At 53.7% G+C, this 18,086-nt stretch carries 19 protein-coding genes and 1 pseudogene; 10 read left to right on the top strand and 10 right to left on the bottom strand.

Annotated features, from left to right (window positions below; genetic code table 11):
- The first annotated feature begins 2 nt into the window (after positions 1 to 2).
- Positions 3 to 797: a DNA-binding transcriptional regulator KdgR gene (gene kdgR, locus DFO57_RS05805; protein ID WP_013026031.1), complete on the top strand. Its 795-nt coding sequence runs from the start codon at positions 3 to 5 to the stop codon at positions 795 to 797.
- A 30-nt stretch (positions 798 to 827) separates the two neighbouring features.
- Here the strand turns inward: kdgR and DFO57_RS05800 are convergent, their stop codons facing one another.
- Positions 828 to 1,064 carry a YobH family protein gene (locus DFO57_RS05800; RefSeq protein WP_013026030.1) on the bottom strand — a complete coding sequence of 79 codons (237 nt, stop codon included), beginning with the start codon at positions 1,062 to 1,064 and terminating at the stop codon, positions 828 to 830.
- A gap of 221 nt (positions 1,065 to 1,285) precedes the next feature.
- Between DFO57_RS05800 and DFO57_RS05795 the strand changes: the two genes are divergently transcribed.
- From DFO57_RS05795 to rlmA, 5 genes and pseudogenes are all read left to right on the top strand, one after another.
- Positions 1,286 to 1,558 (top strand): YebO family protein, encoded by a 273-nt coding sequence (locus DFO57_RS05795; protein WP_044042541.1) that lies wholly within the window; start codon positions 1,286 to 1,288, stop codon positions 1,556 to 1,558.
- Positions 1,559 to 1,576: 18 nt separating this feature from the next.
- Positions 1,577 to 2,581 (top strand): MBL fold metallo-hydrolase, encoded by a 1,005-nt coding sequence (locus DFO57_RS05790; protein ID WP_028715231.1) that lies wholly within the window; start codon positions 1,577 to 1,579, stop codon positions 2,579 to 2,581.
- 528 nt (positions 2,582 to 3,109) lie between these two features.
- Positions 3,110 to 3,228, top strand: a pseudogene (locus DFO57_RS05785) (DUF2627 domain-containing protein).
- A gap of 37 nt (positions 3,229 to 3,265) precedes the next feature.
- On the top strand, positions 3,266 to 3,475 hold the full coding sequence (gene cspE / locus DFO57_RS05780; RefSeq protein WP_001062678.1) for a transcription antiterminator/RNA stability regulator CspE: 210 nt from the start codon (positions 3,266 to 3,268) through the stop codon (positions 3,473 to 3,475).
- Between the two features lie 137 nt (positions 3,476 to 3,612).
- Entirely contained in the window at positions 3,613 to 4,422 is an 810-nt protein-coding gene (gene rlmA, locus DFO57_RS05775) for a 23S rRNA (guanine(745)-N(1))-methyltransferase (protein WP_022623239.1), read from the top strand.
- Here rlmA and DFO57_RS05770 read toward each other — a convergent pair.
- The 4 genes from DFO57_RS05770 to manX form a co-directional block, all read right to left on the bottom strand.
- Entirely contained in the window at positions 4,419 to 4,877 is a 459-nt protein-coding gene (locus tag DFO57_RS05770) for a DUF986 family protein (protein ID WP_014593854.1), read from the bottom strand. The two genes, rlmA and DFO57_RS05770, sit on opposite strands and share 4 nt — an antisense overlap.
- An 89-nt stretch (positions 4,878 to 4,966) precedes the next feature.
- Entirely contained in the window at positions 4,967 to 5,812 is an 846-nt protein-coding gene (locus tag DFO57_RS05765) for a PTS mannose transporter subunit IID (protein WP_013026024.1), read from the bottom strand.
- Positions 5,813 to 5,827: 15 nt separating this feature from the next.
- A complete protein-coding gene (locus DFO57_RS05760; protein WP_026020938.1) occupies positions 5,828 to 6,628 on the bottom strand; it encodes a PTS mannose/fructose/sorbose transporter subunit IIC in 801 nt (266 codons plus the stop codon).
- A 44-nt stretch (positions 6,629 to 6,672) separates the two neighbouring features.
- On the bottom strand, positions 6,673 to 7,647 hold the full coding sequence (manX, locus tag DFO57_RS05755; protein WP_110015167.1) for a PTS mannose transporter subunit IIAB: 975 nt from the start codon (positions 7,645 to 7,647) through the stop codon (positions 6,673 to 6,675).
- 501 nt (positions 7,648 to 8,148) lie between these two features.
- Between manX and DFO57_RS05750 the strand changes: the two genes are divergently transcribed.
- Complete coding sequence (locus tag DFO57_RS05750) at positions 8,149 to 9,717, top strand: TerC family protein (RefSeq protein ID WP_014593852.1); 1,569 nt, start codon at positions 8,149 to 8,151, stop codon at positions 9,715 to 9,717.
- Between the two features lie 81 nt (positions 9,718 to 9,798).
- On the opposite strand, the gene DFO57_RS05745 is transcribed toward DFO57_RS05750, so the two are convergent.
- The 4 genes from DFO57_RS05745 to pabB form a co-directional block, all read right to left on the bottom strand.
- Complete coding sequence (locus tag DFO57_RS05745) at positions 9,799 to 11,361, bottom strand: EAL domain-containing protein (protein WP_014593851.1); 1,563 nt, start codon at positions 11,359 to 11,361, stop codon at positions 9,799 to 9,801.
- 213 nt (positions 11,362 to 11,574) lie between these two features.
- Positions 11,575 to 12,939, bottom strand: coding sequence for an L-serine ammonia-lyase (locus DFO57_RS05740; RefSeq protein ID WP_110015166.1), 1,365 nt, complete (start codon positions 12,937 to 12,939; stop codon positions 11,575 to 11,577).
- A 186-nt stretch (positions 12,940 to 13,125) separates the two neighbouring features.
- Positions 13,126 to 13,689, bottom strand: coding sequence for a CoA pyrophosphatase (locus DFO57_RS05735; protein WP_013026018.1), 564 nt, complete (start codon positions 13,687 to 13,689; stop codon positions 13,126 to 13,128).
- Positions 13,690 to 15,048 (bottom strand): aminodeoxychorismate synthase component 1, encoded by a 1,359-nt coding sequence (gene pabB, locus DFO57_RS05730; RefSeq protein WP_072136833.1) that lies wholly within the window; start codon positions 15,046 to 15,048, stop codon positions 13,690 to 13,692.
- Positions 15,049 to 15,157: 109 nt separating this feature from the next.
- Between pabB and DFO57_RS05725 the strand changes: the two genes are divergently transcribed.
- A complete protein-coding gene (locus DFO57_RS05725; RefSeq protein WP_013026016.1) occupies positions 15,158 to 15,343 on the top strand; it encodes a YoaH family protein in 186 nt (61 codons plus the stop codon).
- Between the two features lie 15 nt (positions 15,344 to 15,358).
- Here DFO57_RS05725 and DFO57_RS05720 read toward each other — a convergent pair whose 3' ends face one another.
- Positions 15,359 to 15,703: a RidA family protein gene (locus tag DFO57_RS05720; RefSeq protein ID WP_014605705.1), complete on the bottom strand. Its 345-nt coding sequence runs from the start codon at positions 15,701 to 15,703 to the stop codon at positions 15,359 to 15,361.
- A gap of 151 nt (positions 15,704 to 15,854) precedes the next feature.
- Between DFO57_RS05720 and DFO57_RS22735 the strand changes: the two genes are divergently transcribed.
- Together DFO57_RS22735 and DFO57_RS05715 are read left to right on the top strand one after the other, a co-directional pair.
- Positions 15,855 to 16,022 (top strand): hypothetical protein, encoded by a 168-nt coding sequence (locus DFO57_RS22735; RefSeq protein ID WP_199226565.1) that lies wholly within the window; start codon positions 15,855 to 15,857, stop codon positions 16,020 to 16,022.
- A 112-nt stretch (positions 16,023 to 16,134) separates the two neighbouring features.
- Positions 16,135 to 18,045: an ATP-dependent DNA helicase gene (locus tag DFO57_RS05715; protein ID WP_041930812.1), complete on the top strand. Its 1,911-nt coding sequence runs from the start codon at positions 16,135 to 16,137 to the stop codon at positions 18,043 to 18,045.
- The last annotated feature ends 41 nt before the right edge of the window (positions 18,046 to 18,086 follow it).

The raw sequence follows: 18,086 nt of genomic DNA, 5'->3' as shown, positions 1-18,086 counted from the left end.
CAATGGTTCCTGATTCAAAGGACAAACAACCTGATTCTGTCTCTTCGGTGCAAAAGGTGTTTGGCATTTTGCAGGCCTTAAGCGAAGAGCGCGATCACGGCATTACCGAACTGGCTCAGCGGCTGATGATGTCTAAAAGCACCGTTTACCGTTTCCTGCAAACCATGAAATCACTGGGCTATGTCGCCCAGGAAGGGGAAAGCGAAAAATACTCACTGACGTTAAAACTGTTTGAGGTGGGATCGAAAGCGCTGCAGAACATTGACCTGATCCGCAGTGCCGATGTGCAGATGCGTGAACTGTCCCGGTTAACCAAAGAAACGATCCATCTGGGCGCGCTGGACGAGGACAGTATTGTCTATGTCCATAAGATCGATTCGCTGTATAACCTGCGCATGTCGTCACGTATTGGCCGCCGCAATCCGCTGCACTCAACCGCGCTGGGTAAAGTGTTACTGGCGTGGCGCAGTCGGGAAGACATTAACGACATTTTGCAGCGGATAACCTTTACCATTAATACCGCGAATACGCTTTCTGACGCCGGCGCGCTTATTGACGTCCTGAGTCAGGTCAGGAAGCAGGGTTATGGTGAGGATAATGAAGAGCAGGAAGAGGGCGTTTGCTGCATCGCCGTGCCCATTTTCGATCGTTTCGGCGTGGCCGTCGCGGGGCTGAGTATCTCTTTTCCTACGCTGCGCTTCCCGGCATCGAACAAGCACACTTACGTGGCAATGCTGCATGAGGCGGGACGCCGTCTTTCCGCTGAGCTTGGTTACCACGATTACCCTTTAAACTGAAAAAGCGGGCCGTGGCCCGCTTCAGTGCGATCAGTTATCAATCACGTCGCCACTCTTTTTCAACAGCGGGCAGTCGGTAACGCCCACGACGCCGCTGTCGGTGTGCAGATATTGTGCCGTGATCATGCCCCGTGCGGTCAGGTAGTTACACTTCAGGCCCAGACCTGCGGCATTCTTGTTACTTCCGGCCAGCACGCCATATCCGGTAAACAGCATGGCCAGCCAGATGATTCCCACAACAACAATTGCCCGAATGAACAGTTTCATTGTATCTCCTTATGATACCCAACGCAGTGTTCCAGTGACTGCTGCTTAACATGATGTACAGGGGCAGCATGCCTCGCTTTTAAAAGGGATGCGATCAGAGATAACTGAAAGAAGCAGATTGATACACATCATTTACGTCACCATTATCTTTTACTGCGCCACAGGGTAGAATGGCGGGTCGTCCCCTTTATTGTGATTTCACCTGGTATCTTGAGGCAGTTATGAATGAGTTAGCCGCTAATGCGGGTCCTGTGGTCAGCTTTGGCGTGATGGGAATCGTGCTGATTGTGGCATTGATGCTATGGTTCTATGTTAACCGCGCCAGCGTTCGGGCAAATGAACAGATTGCGTTGCTGGCGTCACTGTTAGAAGAGCAAAAGAAACAAAACGCGCTGCTTAAGCGGCTGATCGAGAGGCAAACGGGTGCCGCCGAGCAAAAAGCGGAAGAGCAGGCGGAAAGCAATGATTTTATTCGCCTGATCCCGGAACGTTAAATCCTGCATGGAGGCCGGATGGCCTGGAAAAATCCCTGGTATGACAGCAGTAAACCCCATCATACGCCGGAGGGGTTTCGCAACCCTGAACCTGATATGCGCCAACAGGGTGACCTGAAGCGCTGGCGTAAGGAACGTAAAGCGCAGGGATTACCGCATCCGCCTCAGCAGGGCTATGATGGTTTTAGGGCGCAGTGGTGGCAACCCGCCGACCTGAGCGGTGACGACGATCGCATCTGGTGGCTGGGCCATGCTGCGCTGCTGTTGCGGCTGAATCAACGCTATATTCTGATTGACCCCGCACTTTCCCGGCGGGCATCGCCATTGCCGTTTCTGGGGCCGGAACGCAAAACCCCTTCGCCGCTGACGATCGACCAGTTGCCACATCTGGATTACGTGTTGATCTCCCACAGCCATTACGATCATCTGGATAAGCCGACCATCAAGCAGATCGTACGCCACTTTCCAGAGGCGGTTTTTGTGGTTCCGCTGGGTCTGGCTGACTGGTGTCAACGCCGTGGCGTGAAGCAGGTACATCAGCTTGACTGGTGGCAGCAGAAAGCCTTCGAGGGTATTCAGTTTCATGCGGTTCCGGCCCGCCACTGGAGTATGCGCACGTTAACTGACCGCAACCGGTCATTGTGGTGCGGCTGGGTCATCCACACCGCGTCGCTGCGCTTTTGGTTCTCGGGGGACAGTGGCTACACTGAAAACCTTCATGCCATTGCCGCGCGTCTCGGGCCGTTTAATCTTGCCGCGCTGCCCGTCGGTGCCTATGAACCCCGCTGGTTTATGGCGGGGCAACATATGGATCCTCAACAGGCGGTGTCGCTCTGGCATGCAATAGGGCAGCCTCTCACGATCCCTGTTCACTGGGGCGTCTTTGAACTTGCTGATGAATCGCTCGATGCGCCCCCGGCAGAATTGCTGCGGGTCTTACAACAACGTGGGGAAGCAAGCAGGCATTTTACGCCCTGGCAGATAGGCGAGAGCCGCAGCCTGAGCTATATCGACCAGGCGTAGTCAGAGGTAATAACCTTTCCTTCTGACGCCACGGGATTCTGGCTGAAATCAATATTCCTTCACGGCCCCCGGCAGGCGTAATTCAAAAAACGCCTGCATGCAAGCTGTAAGTGATTGCGTTAACGCTCAACTTATGATTTTACTGGAAATAAAATTTATATTTGTACGAAATAGAATTTATTGTACAAGCCTGCTGCAATAGTTTGCCCGCGCTTCACTTATCGGCTCCTTTATTTGGTGCAACTTTGCCATATTAGTGCAATGTTATTTTTTTAATGTTATCCCTCTGGCTGGACGGCCTAGACGGCGTCAGATATCACCCTGTCTGGGCAGAAAAGCATTATATTATAGGGTTGTTGTGACTATTAGTGGCGTTCAGTACACAGGCTTATGTACCAGAAAGTACATTCTCTGGGAGCTGTCTTGCAAATATGTGAAAAGCGCCGACCGTGTTTATAAAAATGGCTTGCCATTATTTAGCGGATATGTGATAACAATTCGTGGGTTAAACGAGGTACAGTTCTGTTTATGTATGGCATCTTCAGTAAAGAAGTTACGAGTAAAGACGTTGACGTTGAATACCGCTTCCTTGCCGAACTTTAATCAGTGCCTCATTCAGTAATGTCTCTGTTTTATCTGTAGGTTAGCCTCCGGGCAAAATAAACACTTTAAGGAATTAGTAAAATGGCAAAGATTAAAGGTCAGGTTAAGTGGTTCAACGAGTCTAAAGGCTTCGGTTTTATCACTCCAGCTGACGGTAGCAAAGATGTATTCGTACACTTCTCTGCTATTCAGGGCAACGGCTTCAAAACGCTGGCCGAAGGCCAAAACGTTGAGTTCGAAATTCAGGACGGCCAGAAAGGCCCAGCAGCGGTTAACGTTACTGCTATCTGATTTCGCCTCAGACGGGTGCCATGCACCACAGTCTCAGATATTAAAGCCTTGGCCAACTGGCCGAGGCTTTTTTTACGCTTTCGCTATTGTTTCCCGTCAAGTACACTTCCGCGCGTTAATCTTTGCCGGAGCGCCTGATGTCTTTGAACTGCCCACTTTGTCACTTCCCCCTGACCCTGACTGACCGCAGCTGGCGCTGTGAAAATCGCCATCAGTTCGATCAGGCGAAAGAGGGCTACGTCAATTTGCTGCCCGTTCAACATAAAGGTTCACGTGAACCGGGCGACAGTGCAGACATGATGCAGGCGCGACGTGCGTTTCTGCAGGCCGGTCACTACCAGCCATTGCGGGACAACGTGGTTGCCGTCCTTAACCAGCATCTTAACCAACCGGCTGCGCAGATTCTGGATATCGGCTGTGGAGAAGGGTACTACACGGGCGCACTGGCCAGCGAGCTCGCGCCTGAGGGCCAGGTTTATGGTCTGGATGTGGCGAAGATGGCCGTCAGGCTGGCGGCAAAGCGTTACGCCCAGGTTTTATTTTGCGTGGCATCAAGCCACCGCCTGCCGTTTGGTGATGCTTCGCTGGATGCGGTGGTCCGCATTTATGCGCCCTGTAACGAGACTGAGCTCAGCCGGGTCATTAAACCGGGAGGCTTTTTACTCACGGTCACGCCCGGGCCTCATCATCTTCAGCAGCTTAAGGCGCTGATATACCGCGACGTTCAACTCCACGCCTCGGAAGAGAAAAGCTACCAGGGATTTCGTCAACTCGCCCAGCATCGTTTAACGTATCCAATGGCGTTGAGCGGGCAGTCTGCCACCACCTTGTTGCAGATGACGCCCTTTGCCTGGCGCGCGCGACCTGATGTGTGGCAGAGCTTAGCGGAAAGTACGCAGTTTCCCTGCGACGCAGACTTTATGATCACCCTGTGGCAACGCGATTAGCGTGCCTCCACCAGGGTCTGGTAAATGCGTTCCAGATCGTCAAGCTGTTGCACGGCGATAAGCAACCGCCGCTGCTCAAGCTGCATCACCAAAATACCGTCCTCGGAAAGATTGATGCTCTGTATCTGTGGATACGTTGTCCATCTGCCGGCATAAAACAGCCCCTGACTTTTCATCAGCAATTTGGGGCGGCGCACCCAGAAAAGCCAGAACGATAAAAAGCACAGCACCATCAAAAGCGTGGTCGTGAGTTTCGGCCCCTGATGGGTCAGATTGTTCCACAACAGAATGAGCAGTAAGCCAATAAAAATGAGGCTGTCTGCTTTGTGTTGGCGTTGGAGCGGGACACGTAAAAGCGCAGGGCCATGACGACGTGGCAGCACGGCTTCAACGTAAATAGCCAATAACAGAAGGGCAGCGATGCAGAGGGCGATGACGATGTCGGTCAATGACATTCTTCTTCCTTTACTGATTAAAGCCGGGCGTGAGTCACGCGACCACAATCTGAAAACATCGGGAGCCGCGGCTCCCGATGTGATGCCGGTTACAGCCCGAGCAAACCAATCCAGTAGCCAAAAATACCGATAGCAAAAAAGCCCACAATGATCCACAGGGCATTGACCTTACGGCGCAGCAGCCACATACAGGCGAAGGTCAGCAGGAGCGGTACGATCCCCGGCATCAGCTGATCCAGAATCGACTGCACGGTTGTCACCGTGGTTTTTCCGGTTTGATCGGTGATGCGTGAAACCACCAACGGAATGTTGACGTGCGTCCACTTATTGACCAGCGCCCCCATGACAAACAGGCCGAGTATGGATGCCCCCTCGGTCAGTTTTTGCAGGAAGCCACCGCCCATATCGCTGACGATATCAATCCCCTTACGGTAACCATAAGCGACGCCGTAATAACGGGTTAACAGACGCGCCAGGTTAAACAGGATAAAGAACAGCAGCGGACCGAGCAGACTGCCGCTCATTGCAATCCCCGCGCCTAATGCCGCAAACACGGGACGAACGGTTCCCCAGAAAATCGGGTCACCAACGCCAGCCAGCGGGCCCATCAGGCCCACTTTGATGCCGTTGATGGCACCGTCATCAATCGCGGCACCGTTGGCGCGCTGCTCTTCCATTGCCATCGTCACGCCCAGCACAGGCGCGGCGACGTAAGGATGTGTATTAAAAAACTCCAGATGGCGTTTGATCGCCTGCTTACGATCGTCATTGTTTTCAGGATAAAGACGGCGAATGACCGGCACCATTGAGAAACAGAACCCCAGCGCCTGCATACGTTCAAAGTTCCAGGAGCCCTGAAAGAGGTTTGAGCGTAAAAACACAGCGCGTACGTCACCCGGCGTCAGTTTCTTTTCGACTTTTGTTATATCAACCATGTTGTCACCTGTTCCTTAATCGAGTTCGTTGTCGAGGTCGTTAGCTGACGGTGATGCCGCAGGCGCACCGGCTGCGCGGTTATATTTCGGGCTGAGCTGGATATAGAGCACCGCCATCACCACGCCAATCACGCCCAGTGCCACCAGGTTAAAGCTGGTAAACGCGGCAGTAACGAAACCCAGATAGAAGAACGGCATCAGGTAGCCTGCGCGCATCATGTTAATAACCATGGCATAACCCACCACCACGATCATGCCACCCGCGATGTTCAGGCCGTTGGTGACCACCTCCGGAATAGAGCTGAGCAGGGAGTGAACCGCATCCGTTCCTACCGAGATAGCCACAATCAGCGCCGGAATCGCGATGCGCATGGCCTGAAGCAGTAAGGCGGAAACGTGGATCCATGAGATGGCCGTGAGGTTGCCTTTCTCCGCCGCTTTGTCAGCGGCATGCTGGAAGGCTACGGTCAGCGTACGCACGATGATAGTCAGCACCTGACCGGCTGCCGCCAGCGGAATAGCCAGGGCGATACCGGCACCGACGCTCTGTCCACCGGCAATAACCAGAATGGTGGAGATAATCGAGGCCAGCGCAGCGTCCGGGGCAACCGCAGCACCGATGTTCATCCAGCCCAGCGCAATCATCTCCAGCGTACCGCCGATGATGATGCCCGTTTTCATATCACCCAGCACAATGCCAATCAGCGTACAGGCGACTAACGGACGGTGAAACTGGAACTCATCCAGGATCGAACCCATCCCGGCAATACAGGCAATGATAAAGATTAATACAATTTGAAGTGTGGTTATTTCCATCATACTGCTTGTCCTCTACAGGATAGAAAAAGACGGCTGGCGCGTTATGCGCTCACCTTTGCCACCAGATCCATCATTTTTAGTTTTGGATCGCCCGAAACTTTACGCACCTCAAGTTCGATGTTGCGCGCGTTAAGCTGGCGAAATGCGGCGATATCTTTTTCATCGACCGAGACGGCATTGTTGACCTGGGTTTTACCCTGGCGAAAAGCCATGCCGCCAATGTTAACGCTCTTGATATCAACCCCTTGCTCAACAATCCGCAGGACATCCGTCGGGTTGGTAAACAGCAACATGACCCGATCCCGGGCATATTTGGGGTTATTCCAGACGCGCACCATCTTATCGACGCCCACCACATGCGCGGTGACGCCCGGCGGTGCCACCTGGGTTAACAGCGTTTTGCGCACGTTGTCGTTGGCCACTTCATCGCTGACAACGATGATGCGGCTGACGTTGGTTTCCTTGGTCCAGCGTGTAGCGACCTGCCCATGAATCAGGCGGTCGTCGATGCGCGCCAGGCAAATATTCATATGGTCGTCGGGGGTGAGAGGGCGACTGGCATGCGGGGCGCTGGCCGGGGCGGAGAGCGAGGCGGCAACCGCTGCGGGTTTTTCTTCAGGTTGTGCTTTTAAGGCTCTGACGCCTTCGCGACCGGTTTCTACCGCAATGGCCACCAGCTCGTCAAAAGAGGGGTTATCATCCCGCGCCATCAGGGTTTCCACCAACATGGGAATGTTTACCCCGGCGACCACCTCATAATGTGTTTTATCAACGACCAGCCGGCTGGCTGCATTGAAAGGGCTGCCGCCCCAGGTATCAACCAGAAAAAGCACGCCCTGCGAGGTGTCCAGTTCTGTTAGTCTTGCCTGATATTTCTCAATCAGCGTGTCCGCGTTTTCTCCCGGGACAAAATCAATCCATCCCACATTTTCCTGTTCGCCTAAAAGCATCTCTGCCGTTTTTAGCAGCTGCTCCGCTGCCCAGCCGTGTGTACCAATTACAAGAGCAATGGTCACGTGCTACCTCCGTTCGCTTGTTAGTTCCTCAGAATCTGAGGAACCGTTAAGAATTATCGCGTTAACAATATCCAAATCTTGTTAATGTGATTTAACCTGACTTCAACATTGCAGGGATAACTAACTCACTACGTGATGCCGGATTTATTTTAGTGTCCGAAAAAATAAATTTTGTGACATTGGTTGGTTATTTGCAGCATGAAAGAGGGAAGTTGAGTTTTTATGTTACTCAATGCCGTCTGGCGAAAATGTAAAAACAGGAAAATTTTTTGACCTCGTGGTACGAACTGATACATTAGCGATCTGTTTATTATTCAGGAGTAGCGGGCAGCAGCCCACCCTTATGGATCGTCACCGACGTTGCTTAACCTTGTCTTTGCGCTCTTCAGCGCGCCAATTTACGCCAGACCGCGTTTTCTCTGCTTTTCCGGGCTTCTCTCTGTCACGTCCTTCGACGCGGGCATGCGTTAGCGTAATCACATCCTTTTTCTGGAGTCACTAATGGAATTTCTGTTCGACCCCTCAATTTGGGCGGGATTGCTCACGCTCATCGTGCTGGAAATCGTACTCGGCATTGATAACCTGGTCTTTATTGCCATTCTTGCGGATAAGTTGCCTCCTAAGCAGCGTGATAAAGCGCGATTAATTGGTCTTTCTCTGGCACTGGTGATGCGCCTGGGGCTGTTGTCACTTATCTCCTGGATGGTAACCCTGACGCGCCCTCTGTTCAGCGTGGGGGATTTTAGCTTTGCCGGACGCGATCTGATTTTGCTGGCGGGCGGGATATTCCTGTTGTTTAAGGCCACCATGGAACTGCATGAGCGGCTGGAAAACCGTCAGCTGGAAAACAGCGGTAACCGTAGCTACGCCAGCTTTTGGGCGGTGGTGACCCAGATTGTCATACTGGATGCGGTCTTCTCACTGGATGCCGTGATAACTGCGGTAGGGATGGTGAATAACCTGCCGGTCATGATGACTGCGGTCGTGATTGCGATGGTGGTGATGCTGCTGGCTTCCAAGCCGCTAACCAAATTCGTTAACGCGCATCCTACTGTTGTGGTGCTGTGTCTGAGTTTCCTGTTGATGATCGGCCTGTCACTGGTGGCTGAAGGCTTTGGCTTTCATATTCCGAAAGGCTATCTGTATGCGGCGATTGGTTTCTCGATTCTTATCGAGTTGTTCAATCAGATTGCCCGTCGCAACTTCATTCGTCATCAGTCCCATCGTCCGATGCGTGAGCGCACCGCCGAGGCCATTCTGCGGTTGATGGGGGGACGTAACCGGGTGCAGAGCGCACCTGCGAGCACTGAAGAGCAGGCGATTGCCGTCGCGATGCCGCAGGAAGCGTTTAAAGATGAAGAGCGCTACATGATTAACGGCGTACTGACGCTGGCGTCACGTTCCATCCGCAGCATTATGACACCGCGCGGCGATATCTCGTGGGTGGATGCCAACCGTCCTGTGGATGAAATTCGTATTCAACTTCTGGATACGCCGCACAGCCTGTTCCCGGTGTGTCGGGGGGAACTGGATGAGATCATCGGCGTGGTCAGAGCCAAAGAGCTGCTGGTGGCGCTGGATCACGGCGTTGACGTCGCGACCTTTGCCGCCAGCACACCGACGATTATTGTGCCGGAAACGCTTGACCCGATTAACCTGCTCGGCGTGCTGCGTCGTGCCAAAGGTAGCTTCGTGATTGTGACTAACGAGTTTGGTGTGGTGCAGGGCTTAATTACGCCGCTGGACGTGCTGGAAGCGATTGCCGGTGAATTCCCGGATGAAGATGAAACGCCGGATATCATCATGGATGGCGACGGCTGGTTAGTAAAAGGCGGCACTGACCTGCATTCTCTGCAGCAGCTTCTGGACTTCCATGAGCTGGTGAAGCCGGAGGAAGATCATGCTTCGCTGGCTGGCTTGTTGATTGCGCAAAAAGGGCAGTTACCTAAGCCCGGCGACGTGATCGATATCGAACCGCTGCACTTCCAGATTATTGACGCGACGGAGTACCGCATTGATCTGGTCCGGGTAACAAAAGATCAGCGTGACGACGACGAAGAAGAAGGTTAAGGCCACACCTGAAGATAAAACGCATCACGGAGTGATGCGTTTTTTTTGCGCGGAATAATGCGATGGCACACTTTTATCGCATTACAGGCCGAGGGTAAGCTGGTGCTGACGCAACCATTCCGGGAAGTCCTCCAGCGGCATGGGGCGGGCAAAGTAATAGCCCTGTAAATGTTCCACGCCCCGATCCCTCAGATAGTGGGCCTGTTCCTCGGTTTCAACGCCTTCCGCAACCAGACTGATGTTCAGGCGCTGTGCCAGAGAAATCACCATATCCGTCACGATGGCGTTGATGGCATCTGTGCCAATTGACGCGGTAAAAATTTTATCCAGCTTTAACACGTCCGGCTGCAAATCTTTCAGGTAGGACAACGAGCTGTGCCCGGTGCCGAAATCATCAATCGCCAGACGCACCCCAATGTCGTGCAGTTGAGAAATTACGGCCTGATCGACGACGGGCAGCGCATCACGTTCGGTTAATTCAACAACCAGCGTGGGAACGGGCTCGGCGGGCCACCAAAGCGTTTGCAGGTCTTCCAGAATGGCGCGGTCGCGGAAGTGGCTGGCAGCCACGTTAATGGCAATGTGAAAATGAGGGCTATGCGGAAGGTCGGGTAAGGCTTCGACAACGCGGTTCAGTACAAAGCGGGTTAACGGCTTAATCAGGTTCTGACGCTCAACAAGAGGGATAAAGACGTCAGGCGGAATCCAGCCCTGCCGAGGATTGTGCCAACGCAACAGTAGCTCAATGCCTTCACACTCAGACGTACGGGCATTGATCAACGGCTGGCAGTAAACCATAAACTCCCTGGCCGTAATGCCGTAACTAATCTGCCAGCTCAGACTCATACGATTGGCGGTCGCCAGCCAGACCACGTAGCCAATCAGTAAACTCAGCATCAGCGCCAGCGGCAACTGCGAGGGTAAAGATTCCAGCGCCAGGCGGGAAGGTGACGGACCATAGAGCGTCACGGTGTAAGGATAACGCAGTGAGGCCTCGGTATAGGTGACTTCATCTTCAGAAGGCTGCGTGGACTCAATCAACGGATTACCGTATTCCAGGCTTTTACCGTTGACGTTAAAAATGGCCCGTTCAACCCAGGGCGCCTGCGGCTCCAGCAGGTAGCTGCTCATTAATTCAATATTAATGGCCTGAAGAATGCCAGAACGATTATCCAGCGTCGTTGGCGTCCACAGTAATAAAACGGGTGAACCTTTAAGCAGATACTCATCCGTGGATAACACCATGCGCCGATCGTTAAGGGCCAGTTCGGGGTAGGTCTGACTAAATGAGATGTCCCGGGTGCCAAAAATACTGGAACAGTAGAGCGTGTCCCCATCGACCAACAGAACAGCGCGCACCGTTTGTAGTGACGAAATCTTTTCAATTAATGGAAAACGGGCATCCTGGCAGGGCATACCCACCAGGCCCAGCATGTTGTTCGCTGAGACGTCGAGAGGTGAAAACATGCGATCGAAACGCGTGATCGCCGTGTCGGCAAAGCTGATTGCTCGCTTTTGAATACGTGATTTTTCTTCAAAATAGCGAAAAGCCAGCGTTAATGTAAGAACAATCGAAGCAATCACCAGCGCAATAAGCAATCGCTTACGTCTGTATTGTCCAACATATTGCTGGGCCATGAACATCAAGAATCACCTTCCCAAAACCAGAAAATAGATATAGCTGGGTTGTTATCGGCACGGCCCGAAGCAAATTTAGGACCTGAGCGTAAAATGAAAGGTCATAAAAAAAGGAGAGCGACCCGAAGGTCGCTTTAACATTGTTAATATTTATAGCAGGCAGGGCTGACTAATGCACTGGTTAAAAAGCAGAAAGTTAGAAACAAATCTCAAAAAATATTAGTCACACTGAACTTTTATCGCCAGTCCGCCGCGGGAGGTCTCGCGATATTTGGCATTCATGTCTTTTCCTGTCTCGTACATGGTTTCAATGACCTTATCCAGCGAAACGCGCGGCTCGCTGGTGCGGCGCAGGGCCATACGTGCAGCGTTGATGGCCTTCACGGAGGCAATGGCATTACGTTCAATGCAGGGCACCTGGACCTGACCCGCCACGGGATCGCAGGTCAGACCCAGATTGTGCTCCATGCCGATCTCCGCAGCGACACAGACCTGCTCTGGACTGGCACCTAACAGTTCCGCCAGACCCGCTGCAGCCATAGAACAGGCAACGCCCACTTCGCCCTGACAGCCCACTTCGGCACCGGAGATAGAGGCATTCATTTTATAAAGAATGCCGATCGCGCCGGAGGCGAGAAAATAGCGAATATAGATATCGGGCGTGACCGGTTCGATAAAGTGGTCGTAGTAGGCCAGCACGGCTGGCACGATGCCGCAGGCACCGTTGGTTGGTGCGGTGACCACGCGCCCCCCGGCGGCATTCTCTTCATTTACCGCCAGGGCAAACATGTTAATCCAGTCAATGACGACCATGGGATCGTTAGAGTGCTTGGCAGAGGAGATCAGCAGGCGGCGCAGTGACGCGGCGCGGCGCGGCACGCGCAAGGGACCGGGCAGCACGCCTTCGGTATTCAGGCCGCGATCGATACAGGCCTGCATGGTTTGCCAGATTGTTGCGAAATAGGCGTTAATGTCGTCACGCGAATGCAGTGCCAGTTCATTTTTCATCACCAGCCCTGACAGGGAAAGCCCGGTTTCACGGCAGTGCGACAACAACTCTTTTGCCGAGTGGAAAGGCCAGGGAACCGAAACTTCATCCAGCGCAGACTGACCAAAATGCTCTTCATCGACAATGAAGCCGCCGCCAACGGAGTAATAGGTCTTTGACAACACCAGCAGATCGCCCGAAAACGCCAGCAGGCGCAGGCCATTTTCATGCAGAGAAAGGTTCTCGCTGCGGAAGACCATGCCGCCTTCGCGAGGAAAATCGACTTCATGCGCGCCTTTCGCAACCAGCAGACGTTCCCGCTGCTGCACGTCTTTGATAAAGGCAGGAATGGAATCAATGTCTACGCTGTCAGGTGACTCACCCGCCAGGCCCATGATGATAGCGATATCGGTATGGTGACCTTTACCGGTCAATGACAGGGAACCATAGACATCGACGGCGATGCGTGTCACCTCATGCAGTTTGCCCTGTTCAGACAACAGATCCACAAACTGCTTACCCGCTTTCATCGGACCGACCGTATGAGAACTGGATGGGCCAATGCCCACTTTAAACATGTCAAAAACCGAAATCATGGGTGACACTCCTCACAAAAAAAACTTACCCTGCCGTGGCAGTTTATGGCGCTAATAGTAAACGGCGAAGCAGGATGAACGCGCTGCTTTTCGCATGAAATAAACTAATTAAAACCACGAAAAAAAATTATAGTGTGAGATCGCGCGGAAGCCCGTAAACAGGCTTAAAAATGAAAGCTGCGTCAACTAAAACGCAATTTGCTGACTCAGTGATCGAATAATGCCTGCTGTCATGCCCCAGACCAGGTAATCCTGATAGCGCGACAGCCACACAGGATGGCGAATACCGGCGCGATAGTAGTCAAGCTCTGCGTAGCGGCTGAGGCGCAACGCTTCGGTCAGGGGCATTTCAAAAGTACTCACCACTTCATCGGGGTTGATGCGCAGCGCGAGGCGGTCCGGGATGATGCCTAACACAGGCGTGACCTGAAATCCTGTGCTGCTGGTCACCGCAGGCAGGCAGCCCAAAACCTCCACCTGAGCGGGTGAAATGCCCACCTCTTCCTGCGCCTCCCGCAAAGCGGTAGCGACCAGCGAACCATCTTCGGGGTCCTGCATGCCACCGGGAAAAGCCACCTGACCGGCGTGCTTACGCAGCCCGTGTGAACGCTGGGTCAGCAGAAGACCGGGCTGCTGACGTGCAACAATGGGAATTAACACCGCCGCATGGCGCCCAGAAAGCGGCTGCGTAGGTTGCTGAGGGGGCTGCAGCAGAAAGCGGGTGCGGAAATCCGCCAGGGTCAACGCCATTCAGGCCCCTTTTTCCAGCGCGGGCAAAATGCGGCTGACCTTATCCAGGGTTTCCTGATATTCCGATTCCAGCTCGCTGTCGGCCACTAAACCGCCGCCAGCCGAACAGTAGAGGTGATGATCTTCGGCAATCAACGTACGAATCGTAATACTGGTGTCCATACGACCACACACACTCAGATATCCGATGCTGCCACACCAGGCGTTACGGCGTTGCGGTTCCAGTTCATCGATAATTTCCATTGCACGAATTTTCGGCGCACCCGTGATCGAACCGCCGGGAAAGCAGGCGCGTAACAGATCGCAGGCCTGCAGATTTTCGGGCAGCGTGGCGCGAACGGTGCTGACCAGATGATGCACTGCCGGAAAGGGCTCCACCACAAACAGTTCGGGTACGCTTACGGAACCGGCCACGGCGACCCGGCCTATATCATTACGCAGCAGATCGACAATCATCAGATTCTCTGCCCGGTCTTTGGCGGACGTCCGCAGACTTTCGGCCTGGGCGGCGTCCTGCACCGGATCGCTGTCACGCGGTCGCGTACCTTTAATCGGGCGGGTCGTAATGACGTGTTGATCCAGCGCCATAAAGCGCTCGGGGGAAAGGCTGAGAATGGCGCTATCCGGCAGGCGTAAAAAAGCGCTGAAAGGCGCGCGATTAGCCTGATTCAGCAAGCAGAACGCACGCCATTCGTCACCCTGATAACCGGCCTTGAAGCGCTGTGACAGGTTGACCTGGTAGCAGTCACCCGCCTGGATATAGGCCTGGACCTTGCGAAAACGTTCCGCGTAGTCATCAACGCTGAGGTTAGCGGACCATTCGCTGGTCAGTGAAAACGGCGCGCTTTCGCGTGTGGGCCAGCCTTCCAGCCAACTGAGCCGCTGCGCAACATCCTCTACAGCAACCAGGGTCAATGTCTGACGATGATGATCGGCAATTAATGCCCAGTTGTAGATGCCCACCGCCATATCCGGCGTCTGCAGATCGGCGGTGGCGATCTGAGGTAACTGCTCAAAGCGCCGTCCCAGGTCATAGCCAAACAGCCCCAGCGCGCCGCCCACAAAGGGTAAATCCGGATGGCGTGTTGGGGGGATGCCCAACGCGTTGCAGTAGTGCTGCACGAGAGAGAGAGGATCGTCCTCACTGTTTTCATGGCCATGTGCATGGCGAATTTCTGTTATCCTGCCACGCGTCGTCAGTGTGGTAAGGGGATCGGCGGTCAGGATATCAAAACGGTTATCGCTGTGATCGGCGTGCCCTGACGACAGCAGCATCGCCCATGGCAGATGCGCAATACGGGAAAAATAGTGCGTAAGGGCGTCAGGAGAATAACGTAGGTTATGAGTTTGAACGTTCATTGAGCACAAAATCTGACATCAGAAATGCCGTTAGACTGACATATTTTTTCCTGACTGGCACCTGTTTGTTCCCCATGAAATAATGGCAGCCCTAAAGCAGGAGTGAAACATGATTACAGGATTACCCGCACTTTCACACGACCAGCAGCAACGCGCGGTAGAACGCATTCAACAGTTAATGGCAGAGGGCATGTCCAGCGGCGAGGCGATAACCCTGGTGGCGCAGGAAATTCGTGAAAGTCACACCGGAGAACTGATTCGGGCGCGCTTCGAAGATGAAGACGACGAAGGCTGACGCCCGGAACCGGGGTTAACGCGCGGCGATAATTTTTATTTCGACTTTATACTTCGGATTCATTAAGGCTGCCTGAACCGTGCAGCGCACCGGGGCATTGCCGGGTGAAACCCAGGCGTCCCAGGCGCGGTTCATTGCCGCAAAATCAGCTTTATCGACCAAAAAAATGGTGGCATCCAGGATTTTGCTTTTGTCACTGCCCACGCGTGTAAGCAGGGCGTCAATCACCGCCAGCGCATTGGCGGTTTGCGCTTCGGCATCCGCATCAAGGTTTTCAGGCACGCTGGTATAATAAATCGTGTCGTTATGAACAACCGCTTCGGACATACGATGTTCGGGATCAATGCGCGTAATGCTCATCATCTTCTCCTTATTTTTTGGACGCCTAGCCTGACATATTCCCGATGCCATTGTCATCCATTGCAAACGCCTGCGGGCGTCGGTCGCGCATCGTGGCCGGAAAAATGGTATAAAACGTCGCTTATCAGTTCAGGACTCCTAGGAAGAAGGCATGGCGAATACGCAATATTTGTTTTGGGTGATGTTTGGCGCACTGGCGTTGCTGTCTGTGGTGGTGTCAACTTTTGCGGGCATGTCGCGTACGGCCAGACAGGGGTTTATCACGCTGGCGGTTTTATGGGTGATCCTGGCGGCGGGTGCGCTTTATATCAGTCATTAGCGGCATTCCCTGCATCCAGCTAGCATAATGGAGACGCCCGCGTCAGCAATTTCCTTAAGGCGGGAAAGACTGACATAATATACAGTGTTTTTTGCCGGAATTGAGAGGATACGTGGCAGACGATTTTGCATCAGATGGCGCGCTGGCAAAGCGTATTACGGGGTTCAAACCGCGTGAAGCACAGCGTGAAATGGCCCAGGCTGTCACCGAGGCCGTGCAGAGCAGCGGTGAGCTGGTTGTTGAAGCGGGCACGGGGACGGGCAAGACCTATGCCTACCTGGCACCGGCGTTACGCGCCAATAAAAAAGTGATTGTGTCCACGGGCTCAAAAGCCCTGCAGGATCAGCTTTATGCTCGCGATTTGCCCACCATCGCTAACGCGCTAAAATTTACCGGTAAAACGGCGCTGCTTAAAGGGCGATCTAACTACCTGTGCCTGGAGCGGATGGATCAGCAGTCTGCCACCGGCGGCGATCTGAGCGTTCAGTCGCTTACCGACCTGGTGACGCTGCGCGCCTGGGCCTCACACACCGTCGACGGCGATATCAGCGCCTGTGCAGACGTGACGGAAGACAGTCCGATATGGCCGCTGGTGACCAGTACCAACGACAACTGTCTGGGGAGCGATTGCCCGCAGTATAAAGCGTGTTTTGTCGTCAAAGCGCGCAAGAAGGCTATGGATGCCGATGTCGTCGTCGTCAATCATCATCTTTTTCTTGCCGATCTGGTGGTGAAAGAGGGGGGCTTCGGTGAGCTGATCCCTGAAGCGGACGTCATGATTTTTGATGAAGCCCATCAGTTACCGGATATCGCCAGCCAGTATTTCGGTCAGCAGATCTCCAGCCGTCAGTTAGCCGATCTGGCGAAAGACATCATTATTGCCTATCGCACCGAAGTGCGTGACGTTCAGCAACTGCAAAAATCGGCCGACAGGCTGGCTCAGTGCGCTCAGGATTTTCGGCTGGCGCTGGGCGAACCCGGCTATCGCGGAAATCTGCGGGACTTGCTCAGTGATAACAACATCATGCGCATGTTCACGCTGCTCGATGATGCCCTGGAACTGTGCTATGACGTCATTAAACTCTCACTCGGGCGTTCTGCGCTGCTTGATGCGGCCTTTGAACGCGCAGCGCTTTACCGTACGCGACTGAAGCGCATACGATCCATCAGCGAACCGGGATTCAGTTACTGGTATGAATGCACATCGCGGCACTTTGTGCTGGCGCTAACGCCGTTATCCGTGGCCGAACGCTTCCGGGAAATGATGGATGACCGCAAAGCAGCATGGATTTTCACCTCCGCGACCCTGGCCGTCGATGAAAAGATGGACCATTTTGCCGATCGGTTAGGCGTGAGCAAGGCGAAGAGTTTGATTCTCAGTAGCCCGTTTGACTACTCACAGCAGGCATTACTGTGCGTTCCCCGCAATCTGCCGGAACCGAATCGTCCCGGTGGCGCACGTCAGCTGGCTAAAATGATGAAGCCCTTGATCGATGCAAACCAAGGCCGCTGCTTCTTCTTATGTACCTCACACTTGATGATGCGTGAGCTGGCGGCCGAGTTCCGCGCCTCCATGACGTTGCCGGTGTTGGTGCAGGGCGAAACCAGTAAAGGGCAACTGCTGAAACAGTTTATCGAAAAGGGCAATGCCCTGCTGGTGGCTACCAGCAGCTTCTGGGAAGGGGTGGACGTACGTGGCGATGCGCTGTCGCTGGTCATCATCGACAAGCTGCCGTTTACCTCACCGGAGGATCCGCTGTTAAAAGCCCGCATGGAAGACTGCCGTTTGCGGGGAGGCGATCCCTTCAGTGACGTGCAACTGCCCGACGCCGTGATTACGTTGAAACAGGGCGTTGGCCGTTTGATTCGCGATACCGACGATCGTGGCGTGCTGGTGATTTGCGACCAGCGTCTGGTATCCCGGCCTTATGGCGCGCTGTTTCTTAACAGCCTGCCGCCCACTCCACGCACGCGGGATATCGCGCAGGCTATTGCCTTTATTCGTCAGCAACCTGACGCGTAATTTTATGCTAAGATGCGCGCCGTTTTTGAATCCTCTGAGGT

The organism is Pantoea sp. AG702 (assembly GCF_003182295.1).
Classification (GTDB): domain Bacteria; phylum Pseudomonadota; class Gammaproteobacteria; order Enterobacterales; family Enterobacteriaceae; genus Pantoea; species Pantoea ananatis.
The sequence above is the reverse complement of the archived record's forward strand: the minus strand, read 5'-3'. Positions and strand labels throughout refer to the sequence as shown.

Excerpts from the sequence above, each read along its gene's own strand:
- DFO57_RS05770 (WP_014593854.1), bottom strand. The coding sequence starts at position 4,877 with ATGTCATTGACCGACATCGTCATCGCCCTCTGCATCGCTGCCCTTCTG.
- DFO57_RS05740 (WP_110015166.1), bottom strand. The coding sequence starts at position 12,939 with ATGATTTCGGTTTTTGACATGTTTAAAGTGGGCATTGGCCCATCCAGT.
- DFO57_RS05750 (WP_014593852.1), top strand. The coding sequence starts at position 8,149 with ATGGAATTTCTGTTCGACCCCTCAATTTGGGCGGGATTGCTCACGCTC.
- DFO57_RS05790 (WP_028715231.1), top strand. The coding sequence starts at position 1,577 with ATGGCCTGGAAAAATCCCTGGTATGACAGCAGTAAACCCCATCATACG.
- pabB (WP_072136833.1), bottom strand. The coding sequence starts at position 15,048 with ATGAACGTTCAAACTCATAACCTACGTTATTCTCCTGACGCCCTTACG.
- DFO57_RS05800 (WP_013026030.1), bottom strand. The coding sequence starts at position 1,064 with ATGAAACTGTTCATTCGGGCAATTGTTGTTGTGGGAATCATCTGGCTG.
- DFO57_RS05745 (WP_014593851.1), bottom strand. The coding sequence starts at position 11,361 with ATGTTCATGGCCCAGCAATATGTTGGACAATACAGACGTAAGCGATTG.
- DFO57_RS05760 (WP_026020938.1), bottom strand. The coding sequence starts at position 6,628 with ATGGAAATAACCACACTTCAAATTGTATTAATCTTTATCATTGCCTGT.
- kdgR (WP_013026031.1), top strand. The coding sequence starts at position 3 with ATGGTTCCTGATTCAAAGGACAAACAACCTGATTCTGTCTCTTCGGTG.
- DFO57_RS05765 (WP_013026024.1), bottom strand. The coding sequence starts at position 5,812 with ATGGTTGATATAACAAAAGTCGAAAAGAAACTGACGCCGGGTGACGTA.
- DFO57_RS05725 (WP_013026016.1), top strand. The coding sequence starts at position 15,158 with ATGATTACAGGATTACCCGCACTTTCACACGACCAGCAGCAACGCGCG.
- cspE (WP_001062678.1), top strand. The coding sequence starts at position 3,266 with ATGGCAAAGATTAAAGGTCAGGTTAAGTGGTTCAACGAGTCTAAAGGC.
- DFO57_RS22735 (WP_199226565.1), top strand. The coding sequence starts at position 15,855 with ATGGCGAATACGCAATATTTGTTTTGGGTGATGTTTGGCGCACTGGCG.
- DFO57_RS05795 (WP_044042541.1), top strand. The coding sequence starts at position 1,286 with ATGAATGAGTTAGCCGCTAATGCGGGTCCTGTGGTCAGCTTTGGCGTG.
- rlmA (WP_022623239.1), top strand. The coding sequence starts at position 3,613 with ATGTCTTTGAACTGCCCACTTTGTCACTTCCCCCTGACCCTGACTGAC.
- DFO57_RS05735 (WP_013026018.1), bottom strand. The coding sequence starts at position 13,689 with ATGGCGTTGACCCTGGCGGATTTCCGCACCCGCTTTCTGCTGCAGCCC.
- DFO57_RS05720 (WP_014605705.1), bottom strand. The coding sequence starts at position 15,703 with ATGAGCATTACGCGCATTGATCCCGAACATCGTATGTCCGAAGCGGTT.